The sequence below is a fragment of the Methylobacterium sp. 142-1Y genome (assembly GCF_057747795.1).
The window spans coordinates 4,927,239-4,947,440 of the sequence record NZ_CM173224.1 but is presented as its reverse complement, the minus strand read 5'-3'; the positions used below and the strand labels follow the sequence as shown (position 1 = coordinate 4,947,440).

At 71.5% G+C, this 20,202-nt stretch carries 23 protein-coding genes; 15 read left to right on the top strand and 8 right to left on the bottom strand.

The window, feature by feature from the left end:
* Nucleotides 1-44 precede the first annotated feature (44 nt).
* From AC3AOF_RS22685 to AC3AOF_RS22640, 10 genes are all read left to right on the top strand, one after another.
* Nucleotides 45-356: a polyhydroxyalkanoic acid system family protein gene (locus tag AC3AOF_RS22685; protein WP_236988765.1), complete on the top strand. Its 312-nt coding sequence runs from the start codon at nt 45-47 to the stop codon at nt 354-356.
* A 105-nt stretch (nt 357-461) separates the two neighbouring features.
* Complete coding sequence (locus AC3AOF_RS22680) at nt 462-716, top strand: hypothetical protein (protein WP_236988766.1); 255 nt, start codon at nt 462-464, stop codon at nt 714-716.
* A 106-nt stretch (nt 717-822) separates the two neighbouring features.
* On the top strand, nt 823-972 hold the full coding sequence (locus AC3AOF_RS22675) for a hypothetical protein (RefSeq protein WP_236988767.1): 150 nt from the start codon (nt 823-825) through the stop codon (nt 970-972).
* Nucleotides 973-983: 11 nt separating this feature from the next.
* Nucleotides 984-1,073 carry a K(+)-transporting ATPase subunit F gene (locus AC3AOF_RS22670; protein WP_099905332.1) on the top strand — a complete coding sequence of 30 codons (90 nt, stop codon included), beginning with the start codon at nt 984-986 and terminating at the stop codon, nt 1,071-1,073.
* Nucleotides 1,074-1,083: 10 nt separating this feature from the next.
* Nucleotides 1,084-2,802 (top strand): potassium-transporting ATPase subunit KdpA, encoded by a 1,719-nt coding sequence (kdpA, locus tag AC3AOF_RS22665; RefSeq protein WP_488346568.1) that lies wholly within the window; start codon nt 1,084-1,086, stop codon nt 2,800-2,802.
* A 3-nt stretch (nt 2,803-2,805) separates the two neighbouring features.
* A complete protein-coding gene (locus tag AC3AOF_RS22660) occupies nt 2,806-2,991 on the top strand; it encodes a hypothetical protein (protein WP_236988769.1) in 186 nt (61 codons plus the stop codon).
* A gap of 321 nt (nt 2,992-3,312) precedes the next feature.
* A complete protein-coding gene (gene kdpB, locus AC3AOF_RS22655; protein ID WP_488346567.1) occupies nt 3,313-5,427 on the top strand; it encodes a potassium-transporting ATPase subunit KdpB in 2,115 nt (704 codons plus the stop codon).
* A 14-nt stretch (nt 5,428-5,441) separates the two neighbouring features.
* Complete coding sequence (locus AC3AOF_RS22650; protein ID WP_236988771.1) at nt 5,442-6,065, top strand: K(+)-transporting ATPase subunit C; 624 nt, start codon at nt 5,442-5,444, stop codon at nt 6,063-6,065.
* Nucleotides 6,062-8,794 (top strand): sensor histidine kinase, encoded by a 2,733-nt coding sequence (locus tag AC3AOF_RS22645; protein ID WP_236988772.1) that lies wholly within the window; start codon nt 6,062-6,064, stop codon nt 8,792-8,794. Before AC3AOF_RS22650 ends, AC3AOF_RS22645 begins: the two co-directional genes overlap by 4 nt.
* A 139-nt stretch (nt 8,795-8,933) precedes the next feature.
* On the top strand, nt 8,934-9,629 hold the full coding sequence (locus AC3AOF_RS22640; RefSeq protein ID WP_236988773.1) for a response regulator transcription factor: 696 nt from the start codon (nt 8,934-8,936) through the stop codon (nt 9,627-9,629).
* Here the strand turns inward: AC3AOF_RS22640 and AC3AOF_RS22635 are convergent.
* Nucleotides 9,605-9,805: a hypothetical protein gene (locus AC3AOF_RS22635; protein ID WP_236988774.1), complete on the bottom strand. Its 201-nt coding sequence runs from the start codon at nt 9,803-9,805 to the stop codon at nt 9,605-9,607. The two genes, AC3AOF_RS22640 and AC3AOF_RS22635, sit on opposite strands and share 25 nt — an antisense overlap.
* A 194-nt stretch (nt 9,806-9,999) precedes the next feature.
* Nucleotides 10,000-10,293 (bottom strand): hypothetical protein, encoded by a 294-nt coding sequence (locus AC3AOF_RS22630; protein WP_488346566.1) that lies wholly within the window; start codon nt 10,291-10,293, stop codon nt 10,000-10,002.
* Nucleotides 10,294-10,862: 569 nt separating this feature from the next.
* Between AC3AOF_RS22630 and AC3AOF_RS22625 the strand changes: the two genes are divergently transcribed.
* On the top strand, nt 10,863-11,876 hold the full coding sequence (locus AC3AOF_RS22625) for an IS110 family RNA-guided transposase (RefSeq protein ID WP_488346458.1): 1,014 nt from the start codon (nt 10,863-10,865) through the stop codon (nt 11,874-11,876).
* A gap of 228 nt (nt 11,877-12,104) precedes the next feature.
* Here AC3AOF_RS22625 and AC3AOF_RS22620 read toward each other — a convergent pair whose 3' ends face one another.
* Nucleotides 12,105-12,389: a hypothetical protein gene (locus AC3AOF_RS22620; RefSeq protein ID WP_236988776.1), complete on the bottom strand. Its 285-nt coding sequence runs from the start codon at nt 12,387-12,389 to the stop codon at nt 12,105-12,107.
* Between the two features lie 381 nt (nt 12,390-12,770).
* Here AC3AOF_RS22620 and AC3AOF_RS22615 point away from each other — a divergent pair, with 381 nt between their 5' ends.
* Nucleotides 12,771-13,067 (top strand): hypothetical protein, encoded by a 297-nt coding sequence (locus tag AC3AOF_RS22615; protein WP_488346565.1) that lies wholly within the window; start codon nt 12,771-12,773, stop codon nt 13,065-13,067.
* Nucleotides 13,068-13,122: 55 nt separating this feature from the next.
* Here AC3AOF_RS22615 and AC3AOF_RS22610 read toward each other — a convergent pair whose 3' ends face one another.
* Nucleotides 13,123-13,707: a helix-turn-helix domain-containing protein gene (locus AC3AOF_RS22610; protein WP_236988778.1), complete on the bottom strand. Its 585-nt coding sequence runs from the start codon at nt 13,705-13,707 to the stop codon at nt 13,123-13,125.
* 224 nt (nt 13,708-13,931) lie between these two features.
* On the opposite strand from AC3AOF_RS22610, the gene AC3AOF_RS22605 reads away from it, so the two are divergent.
* Nucleotides 13,932-14,813: a hypothetical protein gene (locus AC3AOF_RS22605; protein WP_488346564.1), complete on the top strand. Its 882-nt coding sequence runs from the start codon at nt 13,932-13,934 to the stop codon at nt 14,811-14,813.
* 7 nt (nt 14,814-14,820) lie between these two features.
* Here AC3AOF_RS22605 and AC3AOF_RS22600 read toward each other — a convergent pair whose 3' ends face one another.
* Both AC3AOF_RS22600 and AC3AOF_RS22595 read right to left on the bottom strand, forming a co-directional pair.
* Complete coding sequence (locus AC3AOF_RS22600) at nt 14,821-15,948, bottom strand: carboxylate-amine ligase (protein WP_488346563.1); 1,128 nt, start codon at nt 15,946-15,948, stop codon at nt 14,821-14,823.
* 280 nt (nt 15,949-16,228) lie between these two features.
* A complete protein-coding gene (locus tag AC3AOF_RS22595) occupies nt 16,229-16,657 on the bottom strand; it encodes an RNA polymerase sigma factor region1.1 domain-containing protein (RefSeq protein WP_236988781.1) in 429 nt (142 codons plus the stop codon).
* A gap of 132 nt (nt 16,658-16,789) precedes the next feature.
* On the opposite strand from AC3AOF_RS22595, the gene AC3AOF_RS22590 reads away from it, so the two are divergent.
* Nucleotides 16,790-18,187 carry a cytochrome P450 gene (locus tag AC3AOF_RS22590; protein ID WP_236988782.1) on the top strand — a complete coding sequence of 466 codons (1,398 nt, stop codon included), beginning with the start codon at nt 16,790-16,792 and terminating at the stop codon, nt 18,185-18,187.
* Between the two features lie 9 nt (nt 18,188-18,196).
* Here AC3AOF_RS22590 and AC3AOF_RS22585 read toward each other — a convergent pair whose 3' ends face one another.
* The gene (locus tag AC3AOF_RS22585) at nt 18,197-18,790 is read right to left on the bottom strand and encodes a pyridoxamine 5'-phosphate oxidase family protein (protein ID WP_236988783.1); all 594 of its coding nucleotides are present in this window, start codon (nt 18,788-18,790) and stop codon (nt 18,197-18,199) included.
* A 168-nt stretch (nt 18,791-18,958) separates the two neighbouring features.
* Here AC3AOF_RS22585 and AC3AOF_RS22580 point away from each other — a divergent pair, with 168 nt between their 5' ends.
* The gene (locus AC3AOF_RS22580; protein WP_488346562.1) at nt 18,959-19,273 is read left to right on the top strand and encodes a hypothetical protein; all 315 of its coding nucleotides are present in this window, start codon (nt 18,959-18,961) and stop codon (nt 19,271-19,273) included.
* Here AC3AOF_RS22580 and AC3AOF_RS22575 read toward each other — a convergent pair.
* Nucleotides 19,228-19,977, bottom strand: coding sequence for a gamma-glutamylcyclotransferase (locus AC3AOF_RS22575; RefSeq protein WP_236988785.1), 750 nt, complete (start codon nt 19,975-19,977; stop codon nt 19,228-19,230). The two genes, AC3AOF_RS22580 and AC3AOF_RS22575, sit on opposite strands and share 46 nt — an antisense overlap.
* Between the last annotated feature and the right edge of the window lie 225 nt (nt 19,978-20,202).

The following is a 20,202-nucleotide window of genomic DNA, read 5'->3' as shown; positions in this document are numbered from 1 at the left end:
CGGAAGTCGGCCCGTAGGGGGTGCGGCGGGCCGCGGAGACGGTGATGGCGAAGCCCCTGGTCGTCGTGATTCCCCACCAGATCGGCCGGACGGAGGCGCGCCGGCGCATCGACGCCCGCCTCGGACAGGGCCGGGACCTCGTGCAGAAGGCCGGGCTCACGATGCAGGACCCGGTCTGGGACGGCGACATCCTCGCCTTCGTGGTCGGCGCCATGGGCCAGACGGTCAGCGGCACCATCGCGGTCGAGGACGAGGCCGCCCGCGTCGAGGTCCGGCTGCCGCTGCTGCTCGGGATGTTCGCCGGCACGGTGCGGCAGGTCATCGCCGAGAAGGGCGGCGAGCTGCTGGCGGCCTGAACGCCCCGACATTGATGGAATCCTGATAAAGCGGCCCGGCCGGCCGCATCGTTTTCCCCCGGCCTCCGATCGCAAGACCCCCCGGTGAGGATCGGGATCGGTGCGATGAGGGATGGGGATCACGGCGCGCTCGCGCCCGCGGCCATCACCGGAGGGGCCCGCCGCGGCCCGGCCCTGGCTCCCGTGCGCGCCGCCTGCCGGCTCTGCGGCTTCACGGTCCGGGGCTTCCTGAACGGCGGCGCCTGCGTGCTCCAGGTCGACGGCCGGGCGCTGCAATCCTCTTGCCGCGCGGCCGCCTGCGGCGGGGAGCACGCCTGTGCCGGCCTGCGGGAGGCGGTGCGGGCGGCGCGGCGCCCCTGACGGCGAGACCCGGCACGGCCGTCCATCTTTATGCCGCCTTGATATCGCGGCCCCCGCCCCCCTCTCGAATCCCTACGCGATCGGGAGGATGTCCGGGATCGGGACCGTGGCTCACGGTCCGGTTCGATGCGGCGGCGCCCTTCATCCCGGCGCCGCCCGACGGGGATGCCCCATGTTCGATGTCCTGATGCTGGCGGTGGGCCTCGGCTTCTTCGCCCTGTCGCTCGGCTACGTCGCCGTGTGCGAACGCCTGTGAGGAGGCCCGCGATGACCCTCGATTACGGGCTCGGCGGCCTGATGACCCTCGGGCTGCTCGCCTATCTCGCCTACGCCCTCGTGCGGCCCGAGCGGTTCTGAGGAGCGCCCCATGACTCTCGCCGGCTGGATCCAGATCGCGCTGTTCTGCGTGATCGTCCTCGCCCTGGTGAAGCCGCTCGGTCTCTACATGACCCGGGTCTTCACCGGCGCCTCCACCCCCCTCTCCCCCGTGCTGCGCCCGATCGAGCGCGGCCTCTACCGCCTCGCCGGCATCGACGAGCGCCACGAGCAGCACTGGCTCGCTTACGCGGGCGCCATGCTGATCTTCCACGCCGCCGGCTTCGTGCTGCTCTACGGCATCCTGCGGCTGCAAGCGGTTCTCCCGCTCAACCCCGCCGACCAGTCGGCGGTGGCGCCGGACCTCGCCTTCAACACGTCGGCGAGCTTCGTCACCAACACCAACTGGCAGAATTACGGCGGCGAGAGCACCCTCTCCTACCTCTCCCAGATGCTGGGGCTGACGCACCAGAACTTCCTCTCGGCGGCGACCGGCATCGCGCTCGCCGTGGCGCTGATCCGGGGCTTCGCCCGGGCCTCCGCCCGCACGGTGGGCTCGTTCTGGGTCGATCTCACCCGCTGCACGCTCTACGTGCTGCTGCCGCTCTGCATCGTCTACACCCTGTTCCTGGTCTGGCAGGGCATCCCGCAGACGCTGGCTCCCTACGCCGAGGCCACCACCCTGGAAGGCGGAAAGCAGACCATCGCCCTCGGGCCCGTGGCGAGCCAGGTGGCGATCAAGATGCTCGGCACCAATGGCGGCGGCTTCTTCAATGCCAACGCCGCCCACCCGTTCGAGAACCCGACCGCGTTGTCGAACCTGATCCAGATGGTGTCGATCTTCGCGCTCGGGGCCGCCCTCACCAACGTGTTCGGCCGCATGGTCGGGGACGAGCGCCAGGGCTGGGCGATCCTCGCCGCGATGGGCGTGCTGTTCCTCGCCGGCACCGTCGTCACCTACGGGGCCGAGGGCGCCGGCAACCCGCTCCTTCATGCGCTGGGGCTCCAGGGCGGCAACCTCGAGGGCAAGGAGGTCCGCTTCGGCATCCCCGGCTCGGCCTTGTTCGCGGTGGTGACCACCGCCGCTTCCTGCGGCGCGGTCAACGCCATGCACGACGCCTTCACGGCGCTCGGCGGCATGATCCCGCTCGTCAACATGCAGCTCGGCGAGATCATCGTCGGCGGCGTCGGCGCCGGCCTCTACGGCATGCTGGTCTTCGTGGTGGTGGCGATCTTCGTCGCCGGGCTGATGGTCGGGCGTACTCCCGAATATCTCGGCAAGAAGATCGAGGCCCGGGAGGTCAAGATGGCGATGCTCGCCATCCTCTGCCTGCCCTTGATGATGCTCGGCCTCACCGCGCTCGCCACGGTGCTGCCGGCGGGCCTTGCCGGGCCGGCCAATGCGGGTCCCCACGGCTTCTCGGAGATCCTCTACGCATTCACCTCGGCGGCGGCCAATAACGGCTCGGCCTTCGCGGGACTGTCCGGCAACACCCCGTTCTACAACCTGACGCTGGGCGCCGGGATGCTGGTCGGGCGGTTCTTCGTGATCATCCCGGCGCTCGCCATCGCCGGCTCGCTCGCGGCGAAGAAGACGGTCCCGGCTTCCGCCGGAACCTTCCCGACCCATGGCGGCCTGTTCGTCGGTCTCCTGGTCGGGGTGATCCTGATCGTCGGCGGCCTGACCTTCTTCCCGTCGCTGGCTCTCGGACCCATCGTCGAGCACCTGGCGGGGGCCGCCGGCCAGACCTTCGCGGCGGCGGGGAACTGAGCCATGACCACCCACGCCGACCGCCTGCGCCGGGGCCTGTCCCGGCACCGGCCCCGCTCCGGCCCGCTTCCCGACCGCTCCACCTTGCGGCCCTGCGACATCGTCCTGGCGCTCACCGGCCTCGCGCTGCTCGGCTCCGGCGCGATCTGGGCGGCGGTCATGCTCGGGGCCGCGGCGCTCGCGCCGTGAAGCCCGGCCGAGCGAACAGGGCTCATCCCATTCACGACCTCATGCTGAGGTGCGAACGGAGTGAGCCTCGAAGCAGGGCTCCAGAGGTCCATGCGATTCCTGGAGCCCTCCTTCGAGGTGAGTCGATCTTCGATCGCGTGCGATCTGTGATCGCCAACACCTCAGGATGAGGTCGCTGATGAGAGATGGCGGGTCCACTGGCGATCCGTCTGATCTCGGAAAAACGATCCTCTCCGCTCGAAAACCGACACGTCACTTCCTGGGTGCTGCGGCTGCAACCGCCTGCCCCACTCTTCCCGCCTTCATCCGGATCCCAGGATCATGGCCCAGTCCCAAAAATCCTCCCTCTTGAATGCCGGCCTGATCGGCCCGGCCTGCCTCGGCGCGGTCACCAAGCTCGACCCGCGCCAGATGGTGAAGAACCCCGTGATGTTCGTGGTCGAGGTCGTGGCGGCCTTCACCACCCTGCTGTTCGTCCGCGACCTCGTCACCGGCGGGCAGAATCTCGCCTTCACCGGCCAGATCATCCTCTGGCTGTGGTTCACCGTGCTGTTTGCCAACTTCGCCGAGGCGGTGGCGGAAGGGCGCGGCAAGGCGCAGGCCGATTCCTTGCGCCGCACCCGCACCGAGACCACGGCGAAGCTCCTGGCCGGCGCCGCCGCCACGCCCGGCGGCCCGCGGACGACGTACGAGACCGTGCCGGGCGCCGGGCTCAAGGTCGGCGACGTGGTGCTGGTCGAGGCCGGCGACGTGATCCCGTCGGACGGCGAAGTGATCGAGGGCATCGCCTCGGTCAACGAGGCGGCGATCACCGGCGAATCCGCCCCCGTGATCCGCGAATCCGGCGGCGACCGCTCGGCGGTGACCGGCGGCACGCAGGTGCTCTCCGACTGGATCCGGGTGCGGATCACCGCCGCCGCAGGCTCGACCTTCATCGACCGGATGATCGCGCTGGTCGAGGGCGCCTCCCGGCAGAAGACCCCCAACGAGATCGCGCTGAACATCCTGCTTTCCGGCCTCACCATCGTGTTCGTGTTCGCGGTCGGCTCGATCCCGAGCTTCGCCTCGTATGCCGGCGGCGCGATTCCCCTCGCCGTGCTGGTGGCGCTCTTCGTCACCCTGATCCCGACCACGATCGGGGCTTTGCTCTCGGCGATCGGCATCGCTGGCATGGACCGGCTGGTGCGGTTCAACGTGCTCGCCATGTCGGGCCGCGCCGTCGAGGCGGCGGGCGACGTCGACACCCTGCTCCTCGACAAGACCGGCACGATCACGCTCGGCAACCGCCAGGCGACCGAGTTCCGCCCGGTGCGCGGCGTCACCCCCGGCACCCTGGCGGATGCGGCCCAGCTCGCCTCGCTCGCCGACGAGACCCCGGAGGGCCGCTCGATCGTGGTGCTCGCCAAGGAGGCGCACGGCATCCGTGCTCGCGATATGGCGAGCCTGAATGCCACCTTCGTGCCGTTCACCGCGCAGTCGCGGATGTCGGGTATCGACCTCGACGGCTCCTCAATCCGCAAAGGGGCGGTCGAGGCGGTGATCGCGAGCCTCGAATCCGCCCCGGCCCTGGTCGGAGCCGGCGCCGCCGCCCGGGTGCTGCAACCCCGCCTCGATGCGACGGCGGCCCAGGAGGTGCGGGCCATCGCCGAGGAGATCGCCAAGGCCGGCGGCACGCCGCTGGCGGTGGCCCGCGACGGCAAGCTCCTCGGCGTCGTCCACCTCAAGGACATCGTCAAGGGCGGCATCGCCGAGCGCTTCGCGGAGCTGCGCCGGATGGGCATCCGCACGGTGATGATCACCGGCGACAACCCGATGACCGCCGCCGCCATCGCCGCGGAAGCCGGCGTCGACGATTTCCTGGCCCAGGCCACGCCGGAGGACAAGCTGGCGCTGATCCGCAAGGAGCAGGCGCAAGGCAAGCTCGTGGCGATGTGCGGCGACGGCACCAACGACGCACCGGCTTTGGCCCAGGCCGATGTCGGCGTGGCGATGAATACCGGCACGGTGGCGGCCCGCGAGGCCGGCAACATGGTCGACCTCGATTCCGACCCGACCAAGCTCATCGAGATCGTCGAGATCGGCAAGCAGCTGCTGATGACCCGCGGCGCCCTCACCACCTTCTCGATCGCCAACGACGTGGCGAAGTACTTCGCCATCATCCCGGCGATGTTCGTCGGGCTCTACCCGCAGCTCCACGCCCTCAACGTGATGGGGCTCGCTTCGCCCCAGAGCGCGATCCTGTCGGCGATCATCTTCAACGCGCTGATCATCGTGGCGCTGATCCCGCTGGCACTCCGCGGCGTCAGCTACCGCGCCGTCGGCGCCGCCGCGTTGCTGCGGCGCAATCTCCTGATCTATGGTCTCGGCGGGATCCTGGTGCCGTTCGTCGGCATCAAGGTGATCGATCTCGCCGTGAGCGCCCTCCATCTGGCTTGAACGAGACCACCGCCATGCTCCGGCACCTCCGCCCCGCCCTCGTGCTCCTCACCGGCCTGACCCTCGTCACCGGCCTCGCCTATCCGCTCGCCATGACGGGGATCGCCGAGCGGCTCTTCCCGGTCCAGGCGCAAGGCAGCCTGATCCGCGGGCCCGACGGCACGCTCGTCGGCTCCGCGCTGATCGGCCAGTCCTTCACCAGTCCGCGCTACTTCCACGGCCGCCCCTCGGCGACCGTGGCGCCCGACCCGGCCGATGCCTCGAAGACGGTGGCCGCGCCCTACAACGCCGCCAATTCCGGCGGCGCCAATCTGGGGCCCACCAATCCGGCGCTCATCGACCGGGTGAAGGCCGACCTCGCGACGCTCAAGGCCGAGAACCCGGCAGACCCGGTGCCGCAGGACCTCGTCACCACCTCGGGCTCGGGTCTCGATCCGGACGTCTCGCCCGAGGGCGCCCTGTTCCAGGTGCCCCGGGTGGCGAAGGCCCGCGGCGTCTCCGAGGATTCCTTGCGCGCCCTCGTCGCCGGCCAGATCCAGGAGCCGAGCCTCGGATTCCTCGGCGAGCGGCGGGTCAACGTGCTCGCCCTCAACCGCGCCCTGGATCTCGGTTCGGTGCCGGCGCAAACGGGACGATGAGGGATACGTCACGGCCCCTGCGCGAGGGCCTGCGGCCCTCGCCCGACGCGCTCCTGGCGCAGGCGCGCCGGGAGGCGCCCGGGCGCGGGCGCCTGAAAATCTTCCTCGGGGCCGCGCCGGGGGTCGGCAAGACCTACGAGATGCTGACCACCGCCCATGCGCGCTTGCGCGAGGGCGTCGACGTGGTGGTGGGCGTGGTCGAGACCCACGGCCGGCCCGAGACAGAAGCCCTGGTCGCCGGGCTCGAGGTGCTGGCGCGCCGCATGGTCGCGTATGGCGGCGGCACGTTCGACGAGATGGACCTCGACGGGCTCTTGGCCCGCAAGCCGCAGCTGGCACTGGTCGACGAGCTCGCCCATACCAACGCCCCGGGCTCGCGCCACCCGAAGCGCTATCTCGACGTCGAGGAACTGCTCCAGGCCGGCATCGACGTCCACACCACCCTCAACATCCAGCATGTCGAGAGCCTGAACGACGTGGTGGCGCAGATCACCCGGATCCGGGTGCGCGAGACCGTGCCGGATTCGATCCTCGACCGGGCCGACGACATCGAGGTGATCGATCTCTCCCCCGGCGACCTGATCCAGCGCCTCCGGGAGGGCAAGGTCTACCTGCCGCGCCAGGCCGAGCGGGCGCTCAAGCACTACTTTTCCCCCGGCAACCTGACGGCGCTCCGCGAACTCGCGCTGCGCCGCACCGCCCAGCAGGTCGACGACCAGCTCGTCACCCACATGCGGGCCCACGCGATTCCCGGCCCCTGGGCGGCGGGGGAGCGGGTGCTGGTCTGCGTCAGCGAGGATCCGCGATCGAGCGGCCTCGTGCGCTACGCCAAGCGCCTGGCCGACCGGCTGCGTGCGCCGTTCACGGCACTCACCATCGAGAGCCGGCGCAGCGCGTCTCTGAGCGAGGCCGAGCGCGACCGCATCGCCGACACCCTGCGGCTCGCCGAGCGCCTGGGGGCCGAGACCGCGACCCTGCCGAGCCAGGGGCGGATCGCCGACGACGTGGTGGCCTTCGCCCGCGAGCACAACGTCACCCATGTGGTGATCGGCAAGTCGACCCGCTCGCGCTGGTTCGAACTCGTCAACGGCTCGGTGGTGCACGACCTCCTGCGCCGCTCCGGCCCGATCAGCGTCCACGTCGTGGCGGGCCAGGAATGGGCGGGCGAGGAGGCGGCCGGCGCGCCGGCCGCCCACAAGGGCGTGCGCACCGCAGCCCCGCCGCGGCCCGGCCCCCTGCCCTACGTCGCGGCAATCGCCACGGTCGGGGGGGCGCTGGGCATCGGCCTCGTGCTGCAATCGTATCTCGGCCACGAGAGCACCGACCTCGTCTTCCTCACCGCCGTGGTGGCGGTGGCGGTGCGCTTCGGGCTGTACCCGTCGCTCGCCGCGGTGCTCGCGTCGTCGCTCGCCTACAACTTCTTCTTCCTGCCGCCGCTCTACACCTTCACCATCGCCGATCCGACCAACGTCGTCGCGTTGTTCTTCTTCACCCTGGTGGCGGTGGTGGTCTCGAACCTCGCCGGCCGCGTGCGGGCCGAGGCGACGATGTCGGGGGCGCGCTCGCGGGCGACGGAGGCGCTCTACGGCTTCTCGCGCAAGCTCGCGAGCTGCGGCACCCTCGACGACGTCCTGTGGGCCACCGCCTACCAGATCGCCCTGATGCTGCGGCTGCGGGTGGTGCTGCTCCTGCCCCACGAGGGCACCGTCACCGTGATGGCCGGCTATCCGCCGGAGGATTTCCTCGACGAGGCCGACCTCGCGGCGGCCAAGTGGACCTTCGACCACGGCCGCCCGGCAGGGCGGGGCGCCGACACCCTGCCGGGCGCCAAGCGCCTGTTCCTGCCCCTGCGCACCGGCCGCGGCATGGTCGGGGTGGTGGGGCTCGACGGCGACAAGCCGGGCCCGCTCCTCACCCCCGACCAGCGCCGGCTCCTCGATGCGCTGGCCGACCAGGGGGCGCTCGCCATCGAGCGGGTCCACCTCGTCGAGGACCTCGACCGCGCCCGGCGCTCGGCCGAGACCGACCGCCTGCGCCAGGCGCTGCTGTCGTCGCTCTCGCACGACCTGAAGACCCCGCTCGCCGCCGTGCTCGGCGCGGCCACGACGCTCCGCGACCTGAGGGACGCCCTCGACCCGGAGGCGCAAGGGGAACTGCTCTCGACGATGATCGACGAGGCCGAGCGCCTGAACCGCTTCATCGCCAACCTCCTCGACATGACGAAGCTCGAATCCGGCGCGCTCGCCCCGAACGTCGCCCCCCACGACCTCGCCGAGATCGTCGGGACGGCACTCGAGCGCGCGGCCAAGATCCTCTCCCGCCACCGCGTCGACCTGGCGCTGAGGCCAGGCCTACCCACCTTGAGCCTCGACGCGGTGCTGATGGAGCAGGTGCTGTTCAACCTCCTCGACAACGCCGCCAAATACGCTCCCGAAGGCAGCCTGGTGCGGATCGAGGGGTGGCGCGAGGGGGACAAGGTGTTCTTGACGATCCTCGACGAAGGCGAGGGTCTCCCGGAGGGCGACGAGGAGCGGATCTTCGACACCTTCTACCGGGTGCGCAAGCGCGACCGGGTCCGGGCCGGGACGGGGCTGGGCCTTGCCATCTCCCGCGGCTTCGTCGAGGCGATGGGCGGGCGGGTCGCCGCCCGCAACCGCCCGGACCGGACCGGTGCGGCCTTCACCCTGACCCTGCCGGTGCCCCGCGCCGCCCTGGAGGACGCCGCTTGAAGGACCTGATCCCGCAGCGATGCCGGACGGACAAGTTCGGAAGCGCAAGGCAAGCCCGAACGGGTCTGCGCCGACAGGCGCCAGGCGCCGATGCGCCGGACGCCTGGCCCTGGACGCGTCGAGGGCCAGGCAGAAGGACATGCGCGTGACGAATGCCCTGCGCATCCTGGTGATCGACGACGAGCCGCCGATCCGCAAGCTCCTGCGGGTGGGCCTCGGCAGCCAGGGCTACGCGGTGGCGGAGGCTCCGAGCGGCCGTACCGCCCTCGATCTCCTGGAGCGGGAGGCCTTCGCGCTCGCCATCCTCGATCTCGGCCTGCCGGACATCGCCGGCCACGCGCTCCTGGCGCAGATCCGCGCGAGGCGGCCCGACCTGCCGGTGATCGTGCTGTCGAGCCGCGACGACGAGGCCGGCAAGGTCGAGGCGCTCGATCTCGGGGCTGACGACTACGTCACCAAGCCCTTCGGCATGAACGAGCTCCTGGCCCGGATGCGCAACGCGCTCCGCCACCAGCTCGCGGTCGGCGGCGAGCGCCCGGTCTTCCGGGCCGGCGACCTCACGGTCGATCTCGTGCGCCGGATCGTCCGGGTGGGCGAGCGCGAGGTGAAGCTGTCGCCGAAGGAATACGACGTCCTGCGCCTCTTGGTGCACCATGCCGGCAAGGTACTCACCCATGCCCACCTGCTGCGCGAGGTCTGGGGTACGGCCGCCGATCCGCAATACTTGCGGGTCTACGTGCGCCAGCTGCGCCAGAAGCTCGAGCCCGAGCCCGAGCGCCCGCGCTACATCCTGACCGAGACCGGAATCGGCTACCGGATGCGGGCGCCGGATTGAGGCGGGGGTTCGGCCGGGGTCTCCGCCTCGGCGGGCTTCGCGCCGTCGGGCGCGCGGCGCACCCAGGCATCGAGGGCCCAGCCGATGCCGCGGCCGGCAGCGGCCACGAAGACCAGCGACCCGGCGATGTGGAGGAAGAGCGGCGCATCCGAAAGGGCGGGCAACGGGGTGGGCAAAGGGCTGACTCCCTGATCTCGCGCACCAGAAGACCGCCGGGCCCGGGCCGGCCGCCAGTGCTCCGGCGCCACAGCGCCCCGGGACGGGGCGACCGCCCGAGGGGAGCGGGACCGGTCGATGCGGGTGATGGAGGGTGGCTGTGGCGGCCTTGCCGCACCGGCGCGGGGCGAAAAGACGGGGTGCGTCCGGCGAATCAGCGCGGCGCGATCGCTGCGTGCGACCAGGTCGCTTCCGGCGAGAGCCGGACCGTCGCCGCCAGGGTCGCGCAGCAGCGGATCGGCAGCGGGCAATCCTCCCCGGCGCCGCGGTGGCACCGGCGCCGGGCCGGGATCGGGCGATGGTCGTGCTCGGCCTGGCGGGACAGGGTCGCTAGTAGAAGATTCTCCTGGTGATACGTGAATCCCAAGGAGACGCGCATGCCGCGCAGGATGTTCCGCTCGTGATCGGTCGACAAACCGCTCCGTTCACGTGCCTCGATCAATGACATCTGCCGGGTCGCCCGGTCGCACGTCGCCCCGATGTCGGACTGAACTTGGGTGAGCCGCCCCCGTACGTCCATCCCGTCCCCCGCCATGTTTTCCGCAATGTCCCTCGCATTGCAGCATTCGCGGATCTGATGCCGACCGCATTGGATAAAACTGTAGCGAAGTCGAAACGTCTGGCGAGAGACATGACGGTTAGATGAAACGATGCCCCCGCCGGGTGTGGCGGGGGCGCATCCACGCCGCTTCCTCAAGGATCGGCGGGCGTGCCACGGTCGGTGGACGTGCAAGCGTCATACGCTTTCCGATTGATCGCTTCGCGATGCGGAAAGCGGCTTCGCTCAGGCGCCGCGCGGGCTGATGATACGGAATCCTGTACCTGATGTGTGGCCGTAGGCTGCTACGGCGAGGGCATCCGGCGGTCTCACGGTTTCCCGGTCTGCGTCCCCTGTCGCTCAACGGCGATGGCCGCACGATCGCCTTCCGGCCTGATCCCGGATGTCCTGATGGCTGCTCCGGACAGTCGATCGGGCCCTGCCTCGTGCAGGCGTCCGCGTACAGGACAGGATCACCCATGTCACACAGCGCCACCATCCCCACCGTGGCCGGCATCGATGTCGGCAAGCACTTCCTCGATCTCGGCTTCTTCCCGGCGGCCAAGCCGGTGCGTCAGGACAATACGGAGACCGGCATCGCCAAGCTGATCTCGACGCTCAAGCAGCGCGGGATCCGCACGGTCGCCCTGGAGGCGATCGGCCCCTACGCCTATCCCCTCATCGCCGCCCTGCGTAAAGCTGAGCTCGACGTCGCCCTGGCCGATCCGCGCCAGGTCAAGGCGTTCCGCTCCGCCGAAGGGCTGATCGCCAAGACAGACCGGCTGGACGCCGCCCTCATCGCCCGCTTTGCTCAGCGCATGAGCGAGCACCTGCGCCCCGCCCCGACCCCCGACCAGATCACCCTCAAGGCTCTCTCGACCCGGCGCCGCCAGCTCACCGAGCTGATCGCCATGGAGAAGACCCGCCTGGCCCAGGCCCTCGACCCGGCCATCGCCGACAGCCACAGGGCGGTGATCAAGGCCCTGACGGCTGCCTGCACCGAGGTCGAGGCCGCTCTCGAGGCACGCATCGCCGCCGAGCCTGGCCTGGCGCGCAAGCGCGCGATCCTGACCTCGATCCCCGGGATCGGTTCGCGCATCGCCAGCGTGGTGATCACCGACATGCCCGAACTCGGCACGCTCGACCGCAAGGCGGCGGCCAGTCTGGCCGGGATGGCGCCTCATCCGACCCAGAGCGGGGCTCACCCGGGCCGCCACGCGATTGCCGGTGGGCGTCCCTGCCTGCGCACGGCCTTCTACATGGCCGGGATGGTGGCGGCGCGCAGCTGTTCGGCCTTCCGCGAGCCGTACCGGGCGATGCGAACGGCGGGTAAGCCGGCCAAGGTGGCGATCGTGGCGTCGGGCCGACGCCTGGTGGTGCTGGCCAACGCCCTGGTGCGCGACGACACGACGTTCGAGGCGAGCAAGTTGCAGCAGGGAGAGGCCGGTCGGGGGGAGGAGAACGCCGCGTCCCCTGCGGGATCCGATCCGTGACGAGCGAGAGGAGCGATGTCTTCATCGCTCCTCTCGCCGAGCTTGGCGTTCGCCGGTGGGAGCGGGTCAAGGCCTTGTCGCGCGAAGCGCGAGGGCGCGCAGCGCCCGCCTTGACGCGCTCGCGCCGGTGAACGATCTGACCCCCATACGGCTAAAACCAAGCGCGGCACTGCCGATTGGCCCTTGACCGGCAATACAGTCGCCGGAAGGAATCTTCCGGATTCCGTATCAGTGGGCGCGATGCAGCCGGGTATGGGCGGTCGGCACCGCGGCGGTTTGATCTACGGCGGTTTGGTCTACGGCCCTGGCCGCCGCTTCCTGCTTCTCGTGCTCCTCATGGTCGATCGCCATGAAGCGGTACATGTCCCACTTCGTGGTGCCCTCGCTGAACATGCCGGAGGGGGCCTTGTAGGTGTAGTTCTCCCGCACCGACTGGGCCTGGGCCGGCTGAACGGGAGCCGCAGTGGCGGCGAGAAGCGCCGCACCGGCGAGAAGCAGGGTCGTCTTCGTCATCGTCGATCTCGTTGATGTGTCGCGGGCGCCGTCGATATCGCGGCGCCGGATGCGAGGCATCTAAGTCGCGATCGGCGACATCACTGTGCGGTTGCGCACATTCTGGCGGAATATGATCGAAATTTGGGGATTAATATCTGTTTGCCGACTCTGTTTTCAGGTGAAATCGGTAATTTTTGCCTTCTTTTTTGCTAAAAAGCGTAAAAATATTCTATTGCCGGCTATCCTTGCATCCTGTCGTGCGGGACGGGACGCGGCAGGGGCGGTTCTCTTCCGTGCAGGAGAGAGACGCGGAGCGCCCACCGAAGGCGGCGCCCCACAAAAAGCCATGCTCGCCTGTCTGTATGGCCTCCTGTCACTGACGCCCGAGAGCGAAACCCGATGATGCAGATCGCCGCCTTCCTGGTATTCCTGGCCATGGGCGTGACCAACCTCCTGGCGGTGCAGGCCGGACTGACCGCGGTCCTGGGCGTGCCGGTCGCCATCGCCCTCGTGGTTGCGGTGCCGGTGTTCTACTTCCGCTTCGTCGGCTCGGCGGCGGGCATCGTCGGGGCGATCGTCGGCTGGCAGATGTCGGTGCCGATGGCGGTGCTGCTGTTCTGCTGGCCGGTGCTGGTCTACGGCTTCCTGCGCGGCGGCGCCGAGGCCCGCGGCTTTCTCGCCCGTCGCGCGGCCTGAATCGGCGCTGCCCCAGCTTTCAGCGCTGCCGAAGCTTTCAGCGCTGCCGAAGCTTTCAGCGCTGCCGCACCACGGCGACGAGGTAGCGGCAGGGGTGGTCGCTCCGGTTGGCGAAGGTGCAATCGACCGGGGCGCCGAGCGCCAGGCAATCGCCGGCCTCGAGCACGTGGGTGGCCTCGCCCTCCCGGAAGGTCAGGGTGCCGTCCAGCATCCAGATCATCTGGCGCAGGAAGGCGTAGGAGGCCGCCGGATACGAGACCTCGGCGCCGGCCGGCAACTCCACCTCCGTCAGGTCGAGGGGATGCTCGGCCGCCAGGGCCGAGGCCTGCGGCGAGATTTGCCGGCGGCGGTAGCCGGTCGCCGGATCGATCCAGACCGGCTGCGCCGCTTCGCGCCTGACCTGGCCCGTCTCCCCCTCCGCCCGGGCCAGCAGGGTCGAGAGGGTGAGCCCGAAGGCGCCCGAGAGCCGGCCGAGCAGAACGGCGGTCGGGCTCGCCTCGGCCCGCTCGACCTTGCTGATCATCGCCTTCGAGACGCCGGAGCGGGCCGCCAGGTCGCCGAGCGACCAGCCCCGCGCCTCGCGCTCCAGCCGCAGCCGTCGGGCGAGGCCGTCCGTGGGGTCGGGCGCGGGCATCGTCATGAGGGCATCGTCATGGTGGCAGCATAGGGCATCCGGGTCGGCCGGGCACCCGTCCCGGCTTTTCGGATGCCTCCTGCCCATCACGCAAGGACAGGAGGCAAGCGGCAGGCCGTGCCATCCCCAGGATTTTTATCTAAGTCTTTGTCGCGGACGCATTTTCCTCGAAATCGGATACATACTCGACCGATCGCGCCACGGGTTGCGCGCAAGCGGGGCGGTGGAGCGTGCGGAACGGAAGCGGGCATTGGCGGCTGGGTCTTGCGGCGCTCGGGGCCGTCGCCATTCCGTTCGCGGTGATCGCGGCCCTCGATCCGCGCATCGGCCTGCTGCGCCCGCGCCCGGCCGTGGAGACGGTGCCGTCCCGTCCCCAGCCCTCCCTCGCCCAGGAGGCGGCTCGGGCTCCTTCCCGCCCGCCCACCCCGGACTTCGCCGAGACCCGGCCGGCCCCCGCCTGCCCGGTCTGCACGGCGGCCGGCGCCGAGGCCGTGGCGCCGATCCGGGGCACGCTCCCGGATCCGGACATCCAGATCCCCGACGTGGCGGCCGAGCGCACCGCCCAGCGCGAGCGGCTGATCGGCTGGACCGCCCATCCCGACCGGGTCTCGGGCTCCGCCGCCGCCCTCGACCTGATCGGCCTCGTCTTCACCGCGCCGCGGGAGCCGGGCGCCGGCTACCGGCCGTTCGCGCTCGACCTCGCCGGCGCGCCCGACCGCGCCGTGGTGCTGGTGGCCGAGCAGCCCCTCACCATCGCGACGACCACCGTCCCGCCCGACCGCGCCGGGGCGCTCGGCGTCGAATCGACCGCCGCTTTCACCCTGGCGGAGGACCGCCCGAACCGGCTCGCCGGCTTTCGCGCCCTGCCCTACGGCGCCGCCGAGGTCGCGCCGGTGCTCGATCCGCTGCGGTTCGGGCCCGATACCCTGCGGGGCTTCTGCGCCGCCCTGCGGCTCTGGGCGGTGCAGTTCGGCCTGCCGGCCTGGCGTACCCGCTACACCCTGATCGAGAACCCGACCCGGGTCGCGCTCGCCGGCGAGGGGCTGCAGAGCGACGGCACGCCCCGCGGCCGGGTGTCCGGCCGGCGCCTCGCCCGGCTGTGCCGGGTGTGAGGGTGGCTCACGCCCGTCCCTCGGTCTCCCGCGCGAGCGCATCCACCACCGCGGCGATGCCGGCCGCGTCCTCGCCATCCTGGCCCCGCGCGGATTCGTAGGCCGCGCGCTGGCGGTCGGCGCTGGTGCCCTCGCGGGCGATGCGGCGGGCCCCGTCGAGGGCCGGCCCGCAGGCCAGGGCCTCGGCATCCTCGGCGACCAGCGCCAGCACCGTCTCCAGGGCCTCGCCGTAGGGCACCGCGCGGCCGGCCTCCGGATCGATCAGGGCGGCCTGCACGCCGTCGCGCTGGGCCCGCCACAGGTTCTCGCGGATCACCGCCCGGGCGACCCCGTCAAGGCGGGCATTCAGGTCGGGCCGGCGCTCGGCGGCGCGCACGAGGCAGCGGTAGAGCCCGGCGATGGCCACCGCGTCCTCGACCCGGGTGCAGCTGTCGGCGATGCGCAGTTCCAGGGTCGGGTAACGGATCGAGGGCCGCAGGTGCCACCACAGGAAACTCGCATCCTGGATCGCCCCCGCCTGCACCATCACGGCGACGTAGCGCTCGAACTCGGCATTCGAGGAGAACAGGTCGGGCAGGCCGGTGCGCGGCATCTCGCCGAACACGCTGAGGCGGTAGCCGGCGAGACCCGTATCCCGCCCCTGCCAGAACGGCGAGGAGACCGAGAGGGCAAGCAGCACCGGCAGGACCGGCAGCAGCCGGTTCATCAGGTCGACCCTGTCGTCGGGCCGGGCCACCTCGACATGGACGTGCATGCCGCTCACCAGCATGCGCCGGCCGATCATCCGCACCTCGTCGAGGATGCCGTGGTAGCGCGCGCCGTCGGTCGGGCGTTGCGCGTCCCAGGCGGCGCCCGGATGGGTGCCGGCGGCAAGGACCAGGATCCCGTGCGCCCGACCGATCTCGGCGAGCCCCCGGCGCAAGGAGGCGAGCCCGGCCCTCGCCTCCTCCAGGGCCGTCGCCGGCGGCGTCGCGATCTCGATCTGGCTCTGGAGCAATTCGCGCTCGGCCGCCGGCAGCAGGGACTTCGCGGCGGCGTGGAAGCCGCGCACGCCGGAGCGGGGCGTCCCGCGGGTCGCGGCATCCGCCAGGAAGAACTCCTCCTCGATGCCGAAGCGGTAGGCGGGGCCGGTCATGGATGGGGGTTCTCCGAGAGCCGACGGATATAGGAGCCGGCCGGTCGCCGGCCACGATTCGGGTGTTGCTCGCATGACGGCGGACGACAGGAACTCGGGACGCCGAGGGATCGGCTCTCCCAACCCGCGACCTCATCCTGAGATGCGACCGTAGGGAGCCTCGAAGGAGAGCTCCAGAATCCTGGGCGATCCCTGGAGCCCTCCTTCGGGGGCAGTCCATCTGCGATGAACTGACACCTCAGGATGAGGTCGCGGGTGGGACGGTTGAGGGGACGGTCACTCAGCCCCGCCCCGCCCACACAGCCAGAATGAGGAGCACGAGGACGAGCGCCGCCACGCCCGCCCACACCACCGCCCGATGCGCGCCGCCCTGGGGCTTCGGGGGCGTTGCGGCGCGGGTCTCCGGCGCGCTTGCGGCCGTCGCGGCTTTCGTCGGTTCGGCGGCGGGCGCGGCCGCCTCGGGCGCCCCCGGCTCCGGCAGCCGGACCGTGCCGGCGGGCGGCAGCGGACGGCCGGGTTGCAGCAGGGCCTCGTCCGGATCGACCGAAATCCCGGCCTCCTCCAGCTCGATCAGCACCAGGGCGATGTCCTCGGCGCTCATCCGGTCCACCGGCAGGGCCCGGCGCAGGTCGTCGGGAGTCAGCCCGCCCCGGCTCCGGCCGAGGGCGACCAGGCGGTCGAGGGTCGTGCGGTCGAAGGCGGCCTGCATCGGGGGCTCCGTCGGTGTCGGTGCCAACGCGCACCGGGCGCCTCGCGTTTCCCCGTCACGGTCGCGCCCAGATGGGGTAGGAGAAGAGGCGGGCTCCCGGTGTCCGTCGGGACCCCCGAACCCAGGCGAGCCATGACCGCGCATCCGTCCCATGTCCGTCCGGCGCCCGAGGGGCCGCGGCCGGTCCTCGCCCGGATCACGCCGCCGGCCCGGCCGCTCGGGCCGTGGCGCTTCCTGCGCACCGTCCTGCGCAACCCGCTCGAGGCCTGGCCCGAGACGATCTACCGCGAGCCGCACTACGTCTCCGAGTTCCTCGGCAATTCCAGCCTGTTCGTCATGGCCCCGAACCTGATCCGCCGGGTGATGGTGGACGAGGCCGACGCCTTCGAGAAATCCGAGGTCCTGCGCCGCGCCCTCTCGCCGGCCCTCGGCGACGCGATCCTGACCGCCGACGGGGCGCGCTGGCGCTGGCAGCGCCGGGCGGCGGCGCCGATCTTCCGGGCCGAGCGCATCCGCAGCTTCGTGCCGGCGATGATCGCCGCCGCCGAGCGCACCCGCGACGCGCTCGCCGCCGCGCCCGGGACCGAGATCGACATCGCCCGCACGATGATGCGCACCACCTTCGAGATCATCGTCGAGACGATGCTCTCGGGGCCCGGCGGCATCGACGCCGCCCGGGTCGAGCGCGGCATCACCGACTACCTCGAATCGACCAGCTGGGTCATCGCCCTCACGCTCCTGCGGGCGCCGGCCTGGATGCCGTTCCCGGGCCGGGCCCGCGCCGAGCGGGCCAAGATGTACCTGCGCGACGAACTGGTGCGCCTCGCCGCGGAAGGCCGCCGCACCGGCACCGAGGGGCGCAACGACCTGATGAGCCTGCTGCTCGCCGCCCGCGACCCGGAGACCGGCCAGGCGATGGACGACCGCGACGTCGCCGACAACCTGCTCACCTTCGTGACCGCGGGCCACGAGACCACGGCGCTCGCCCTGACCTGGGCGTTCTACCTCCTCTCCCACCATCCGGAGAGCGAGGCGCTGATCGCCGCCGAGGTCGAGGCGACGACCGGGGGCGGTCCGCTGCGTCCCGAGCACGTCGATGCCCTGCCCTATACCCGCCAGGTGATCCTCGAGGCGATGCGGCTCTATCCGCCGGTGCCGGTGGTGGTGCGGGCGGCGATCCGCGACGTCGACCTCGACGGGGTCCCGGTGAAGTCCGGCACGCCGATCACCATCCCGATCTACGCCGTGCACCGCCACGCCGGCCTGTGGGACGACCCCGAGCGTTTCGACCCCGCGCGCTTTTCCCCCGAGGCGGTGAAGGCCCGCGACCGCTACGCCTACCTGCCCTTCGCGGCAGGTCCCCGGATCTGCATCGGCATGGGCTTCGCGCTCTCGGAAGCCGTCGCGATCCTGGCGGTGCTGGTCCGCTCGCTCCGGTTCTCGCTGCGGCCCGGCTACGAGCCGGTGCTCAAGCAGCGCATCACCTTGCGCCCGGCGGAGGGGATGCCGATGCGGGTGACCTTGCGCTGAGAGACCGAATCACGGCGCCAGCCACGTCGCCGCCGGTTCCTCCCCGTCCCAGGTAAACAGCGCCCGCCGGTGGCCCCGGCGGGCGAGGTACAGGAAGTCGAGCCGGGCCGCCGTCAGGACGATGACGCGGAACTCCGAAAAGCCCGCGTCCACGGCCGCCTCGTCTTCCGGCAGGGCGTAGGCTCCGCCCGCCGGCAACGGGGTCCCGGGGCCCGGTGCGGTCCCGTAGCAGACCCGGCTCATCGGCCGCGACGCCGCCCAGGCGGCGCGGGCCACGGCGTCCTGCCCGTGCAGGCGGGCCTCTCCCTCGATCCGCACCTGGATCTTCGCCGCCGGGTCGTAGGCGTGGAGCGCCACCCGGGGATCGGCGGCGATCTCGGCCGCCTTGTCGGAGCGGGCGTCGCAATGGATGCGCAAGGTGCGGCTGTCCCGGTCGACCCCGCGCAACACCACCGTGCGCAGGCGCGGGGCACCGTCGCGGCCGATCGTGGCCAGCGCCGGCGCGTGGAAGCCGCTCCGGTGTGCCGCCCCCTCTTCCAGCCGGCGCCAGGCCTCGGCGAGGCAGCCCGGGAGGTCGTCGTAGAACGCAGGCGGCTCGGTCATGGCACCTCGGTCTCGGGCGGCGCTCGATCTCTCGCGCGGCATCGGCTCCGGTTCGTTCACCAATCTAGGGCAGAGTCCGGGGAACCGGGATGCCCCGGTGAAGCTTGTCATGGCGAAGCTTGTTCCAGCGAAGCTTGTCCGCACGCCCCTTCCCGAGGTTGTTTCACCATGACGCTCCGCACGACGCTGGCCTGGCTGCCCCTGGCGGCCGCCCTCACGGCCCTGCCGGCGATGGCGGCCGACATGCCCGCCGGCTACGGCGCGCGCGGGGGGGCGGAGGTCTCCGCCGGCTGGCGGGCGCCGCCCCCGCCGCTGCCCCCGCCCCCCGTCGCGGTCGAGGCCGACGTCGTCGTGGTCGCGCCGCCGCCCCGGCCGCTCCTCGGCTTCGGCTACGCGCCGGTCCTGCCCTATTACGGCGTCTCGACCGGCCCCTACGGCTACCCGCCGCGGCCCCAGCCCGGCATCGGCGTCGGGCTGTTCTGAGCCGCGGACTCGTCGCAGGCGGCGAGCCGTTCCGCGACCATTGCCTGCATGGCGAAGAGGTGGCGGTCGCGGATGCCCATCGCCTCGCAGGCCGCCACCGTGTTGAGCAGGTATTCGGCGCTCGGGCCGATGGGGCCGCAGGCCGCGGCGATCCGGTCGGCGATCTCCGCATCGGTGAGCCGCCCGGCATAGCGCCCGCCCGCCCGGTCGGCCACGAAGGCGAGCGTCGGTACCGGTCCTTCGGCGGTCTCGGCGGTAAGCCAGCGGGCCTGGTAGCCGCGCCCGCGCATCTCCCGCCGCCAGACCGGCCGCACGGCCGCCCGCAGGTCGTCGCCGGCCAGCCGATAGGCGAGGCCGCGGCACTGCCCGCCCCGGTCGAGGGCGAGCATCACGCCGGGGCGCTCCGGCGTGCCGCGAAAACCCCGCTGCCACAGGCAGAACCGGCGGTGCCAGCCCCGCACCCGCGCTTCGCGGCGTTCCGAGAACGGGAATTCCGGCCGCCACATCAGGGCGCCGTAGGCGAAGAGCCACAGGGTGCCGGGATCGCCCGGCCGCTCGGCCAGGGCCGCCTCCAGGCGCGCATCGGCCTCGGTCTCGTCCATCAGCGCCATGCCGCAGCCGGGCCCGCGCTCGTCGGCGGCGACCTTGTGCGGATGGGCCCGGGCGATCGATGCGGCGTCGAGCGTGAGGGAGCGTTTTTGCATCGCAACCGTTAAGTGAGGGGGTGCGGCAGCGCGGCAGTGGCTCCCTCGGTTTTTCCGCAAAGCCAGCGGGTGTTCCGAGAAGCGTCGCCGCCCCATGTTAGTGCCGTGCTAAGCTGCACGGGTCCAGATGATCTGGACTAGAGCCGCGCCCGATCGCCTTGCAATCGGACGCTGCTCCAGGTCTTTGATTTTGCCGCATTTTCTGCGACGAACCGGTATCCGCTT

Coding starts and splice junctions, on each gene's coding strand:
- AC3AOF_RS22685 (WP_236988765.1), top strand. CDS start 45: ATGGCGAAGCCCCTGGTCGTCGTGATTCCCCACCAGATCGGCCGGACG.
- AC3AOF_RS22680 (WP_236988766.1), top strand. CDS start 462: ATGAGGGATGGGGATCACGGCGCGCTCGCGCCCGCGGCCATCACCGGA.
- AC3AOF_RS22670 (WP_099905332.1), top strand. CDS start 984: ATGACCCTCGATTACGGGCTCGGCGGCCTGATGACCCTCGGGCTGCTC.
- kdpA (WP_488346568.1), top strand. CDS start 1,084: ATGACTCTCGCCGGCTGGATCCAGATCGCGCTGTTCTGCGTGATCGTC.
- AC3AOF_RS22660 (WP_236988769.1), top strand. CDS start 2,806: ATGACCACCCACGCCGACCGCCTGCGCCGGGGCCTGTCCCGGCACCGG.
- kdpB (WP_488346567.1), top strand. CDS start 3,313: ATGGCCCAGTCCCAAAAATCCTCCCTCTTGAATGCCGGCCTGATCGGC.
- AC3AOF_RS22650 (WP_236988771.1), top strand. CDS start 5,442: ATGCTCCGGCACCTCCGCCCCGCCCTCGTGCTCCTCACCGGCCTGACC.
- AC3AOF_RS22645 (WP_236988772.1), top strand. CDS start 6,062: ATGAGGGATACGTCACGGCCCCTGCGCGAGGGCCTGCGGCCCTCGCCC.
- AC3AOF_RS22640 (WP_236988773.1), top strand. CDS start 8,934: ATGCGCGTGACGAATGCCCTGCGCATCCTGGTGATCGACGACGAGCCG.
- AC3AOF_RS22630 (WP_488346566.1), bottom strand. CDS start 10,293: ATGTCATTGATCGAGGCACGTGAACGGAGCGGTTTGTCGACCGATCAC.
- AC3AOF_RS22625 (WP_488346458.1), top strand. CDS start 10,863: ATGTCACACAGCGCCACCATCCCCACCGTGGCCGGCATCGATGTCGGC.
- AC3AOF_RS22620 (WP_236988776.1), bottom strand. CDS start 12,389: ATGACGAAGACGACCCTGCTTCTCGCCGGTGCGGCGCTTCTCGCCGCC.
- AC3AOF_RS22615 (WP_488346565.1), top strand. CDS start 12,771: ATGATGCAGATCGCCGCCTTCCTGGTATTCCTGGCCATGGGCGTGACC.
- AC3AOF_RS22610 (WP_236988778.1), bottom strand. CDS start 13,707: ATGACGATGCCCGCGCCCGACCCCACGGACGGCCTCGCCCGACGGCTG.
- AC3AOF_RS22600 (WP_488346563.1), bottom strand. CDS start 15,948: ATGACCGGCCCCGCCTACCGCTTCGGCATCGAGGAGGAGTTCTTCCTG.
- AC3AOF_RS22595 (WP_236988781.1), bottom strand. CDS start 16,657: ATGCAGGCCGCCTTCGACCGCACGACCCTCGACCGCCTGGTCGCCCTC.
- AC3AOF_RS22590 (WP_236988782.1), top strand. CDS start 16,790: ATGACCGCGCATCCGTCCCATGTCCGTCCGGCGCCCGAGGGGCCGCGG.
- AC3AOF_RS22585 (WP_236988783.1), bottom strand. CDS start 18,790: ATGACCGAGCCGCCTGCGTTCTACGACGACCTCCCGGGCTGCCTCGCC.
- AC3AOF_RS22580 (WP_488346562.1), top strand. CDS start 18,959: ATGACGCTCCGCACGACGCTGGCCTGGCTGCCCCTGGCGGCCGCCCTC.
- AC3AOF_RS22575 (WP_236988785.1), bottom strand. CDS start 19,977: ATGCAAAAACGCTCCCTCACGCTCGACGCCGCATCGATCGCCCGGGCC.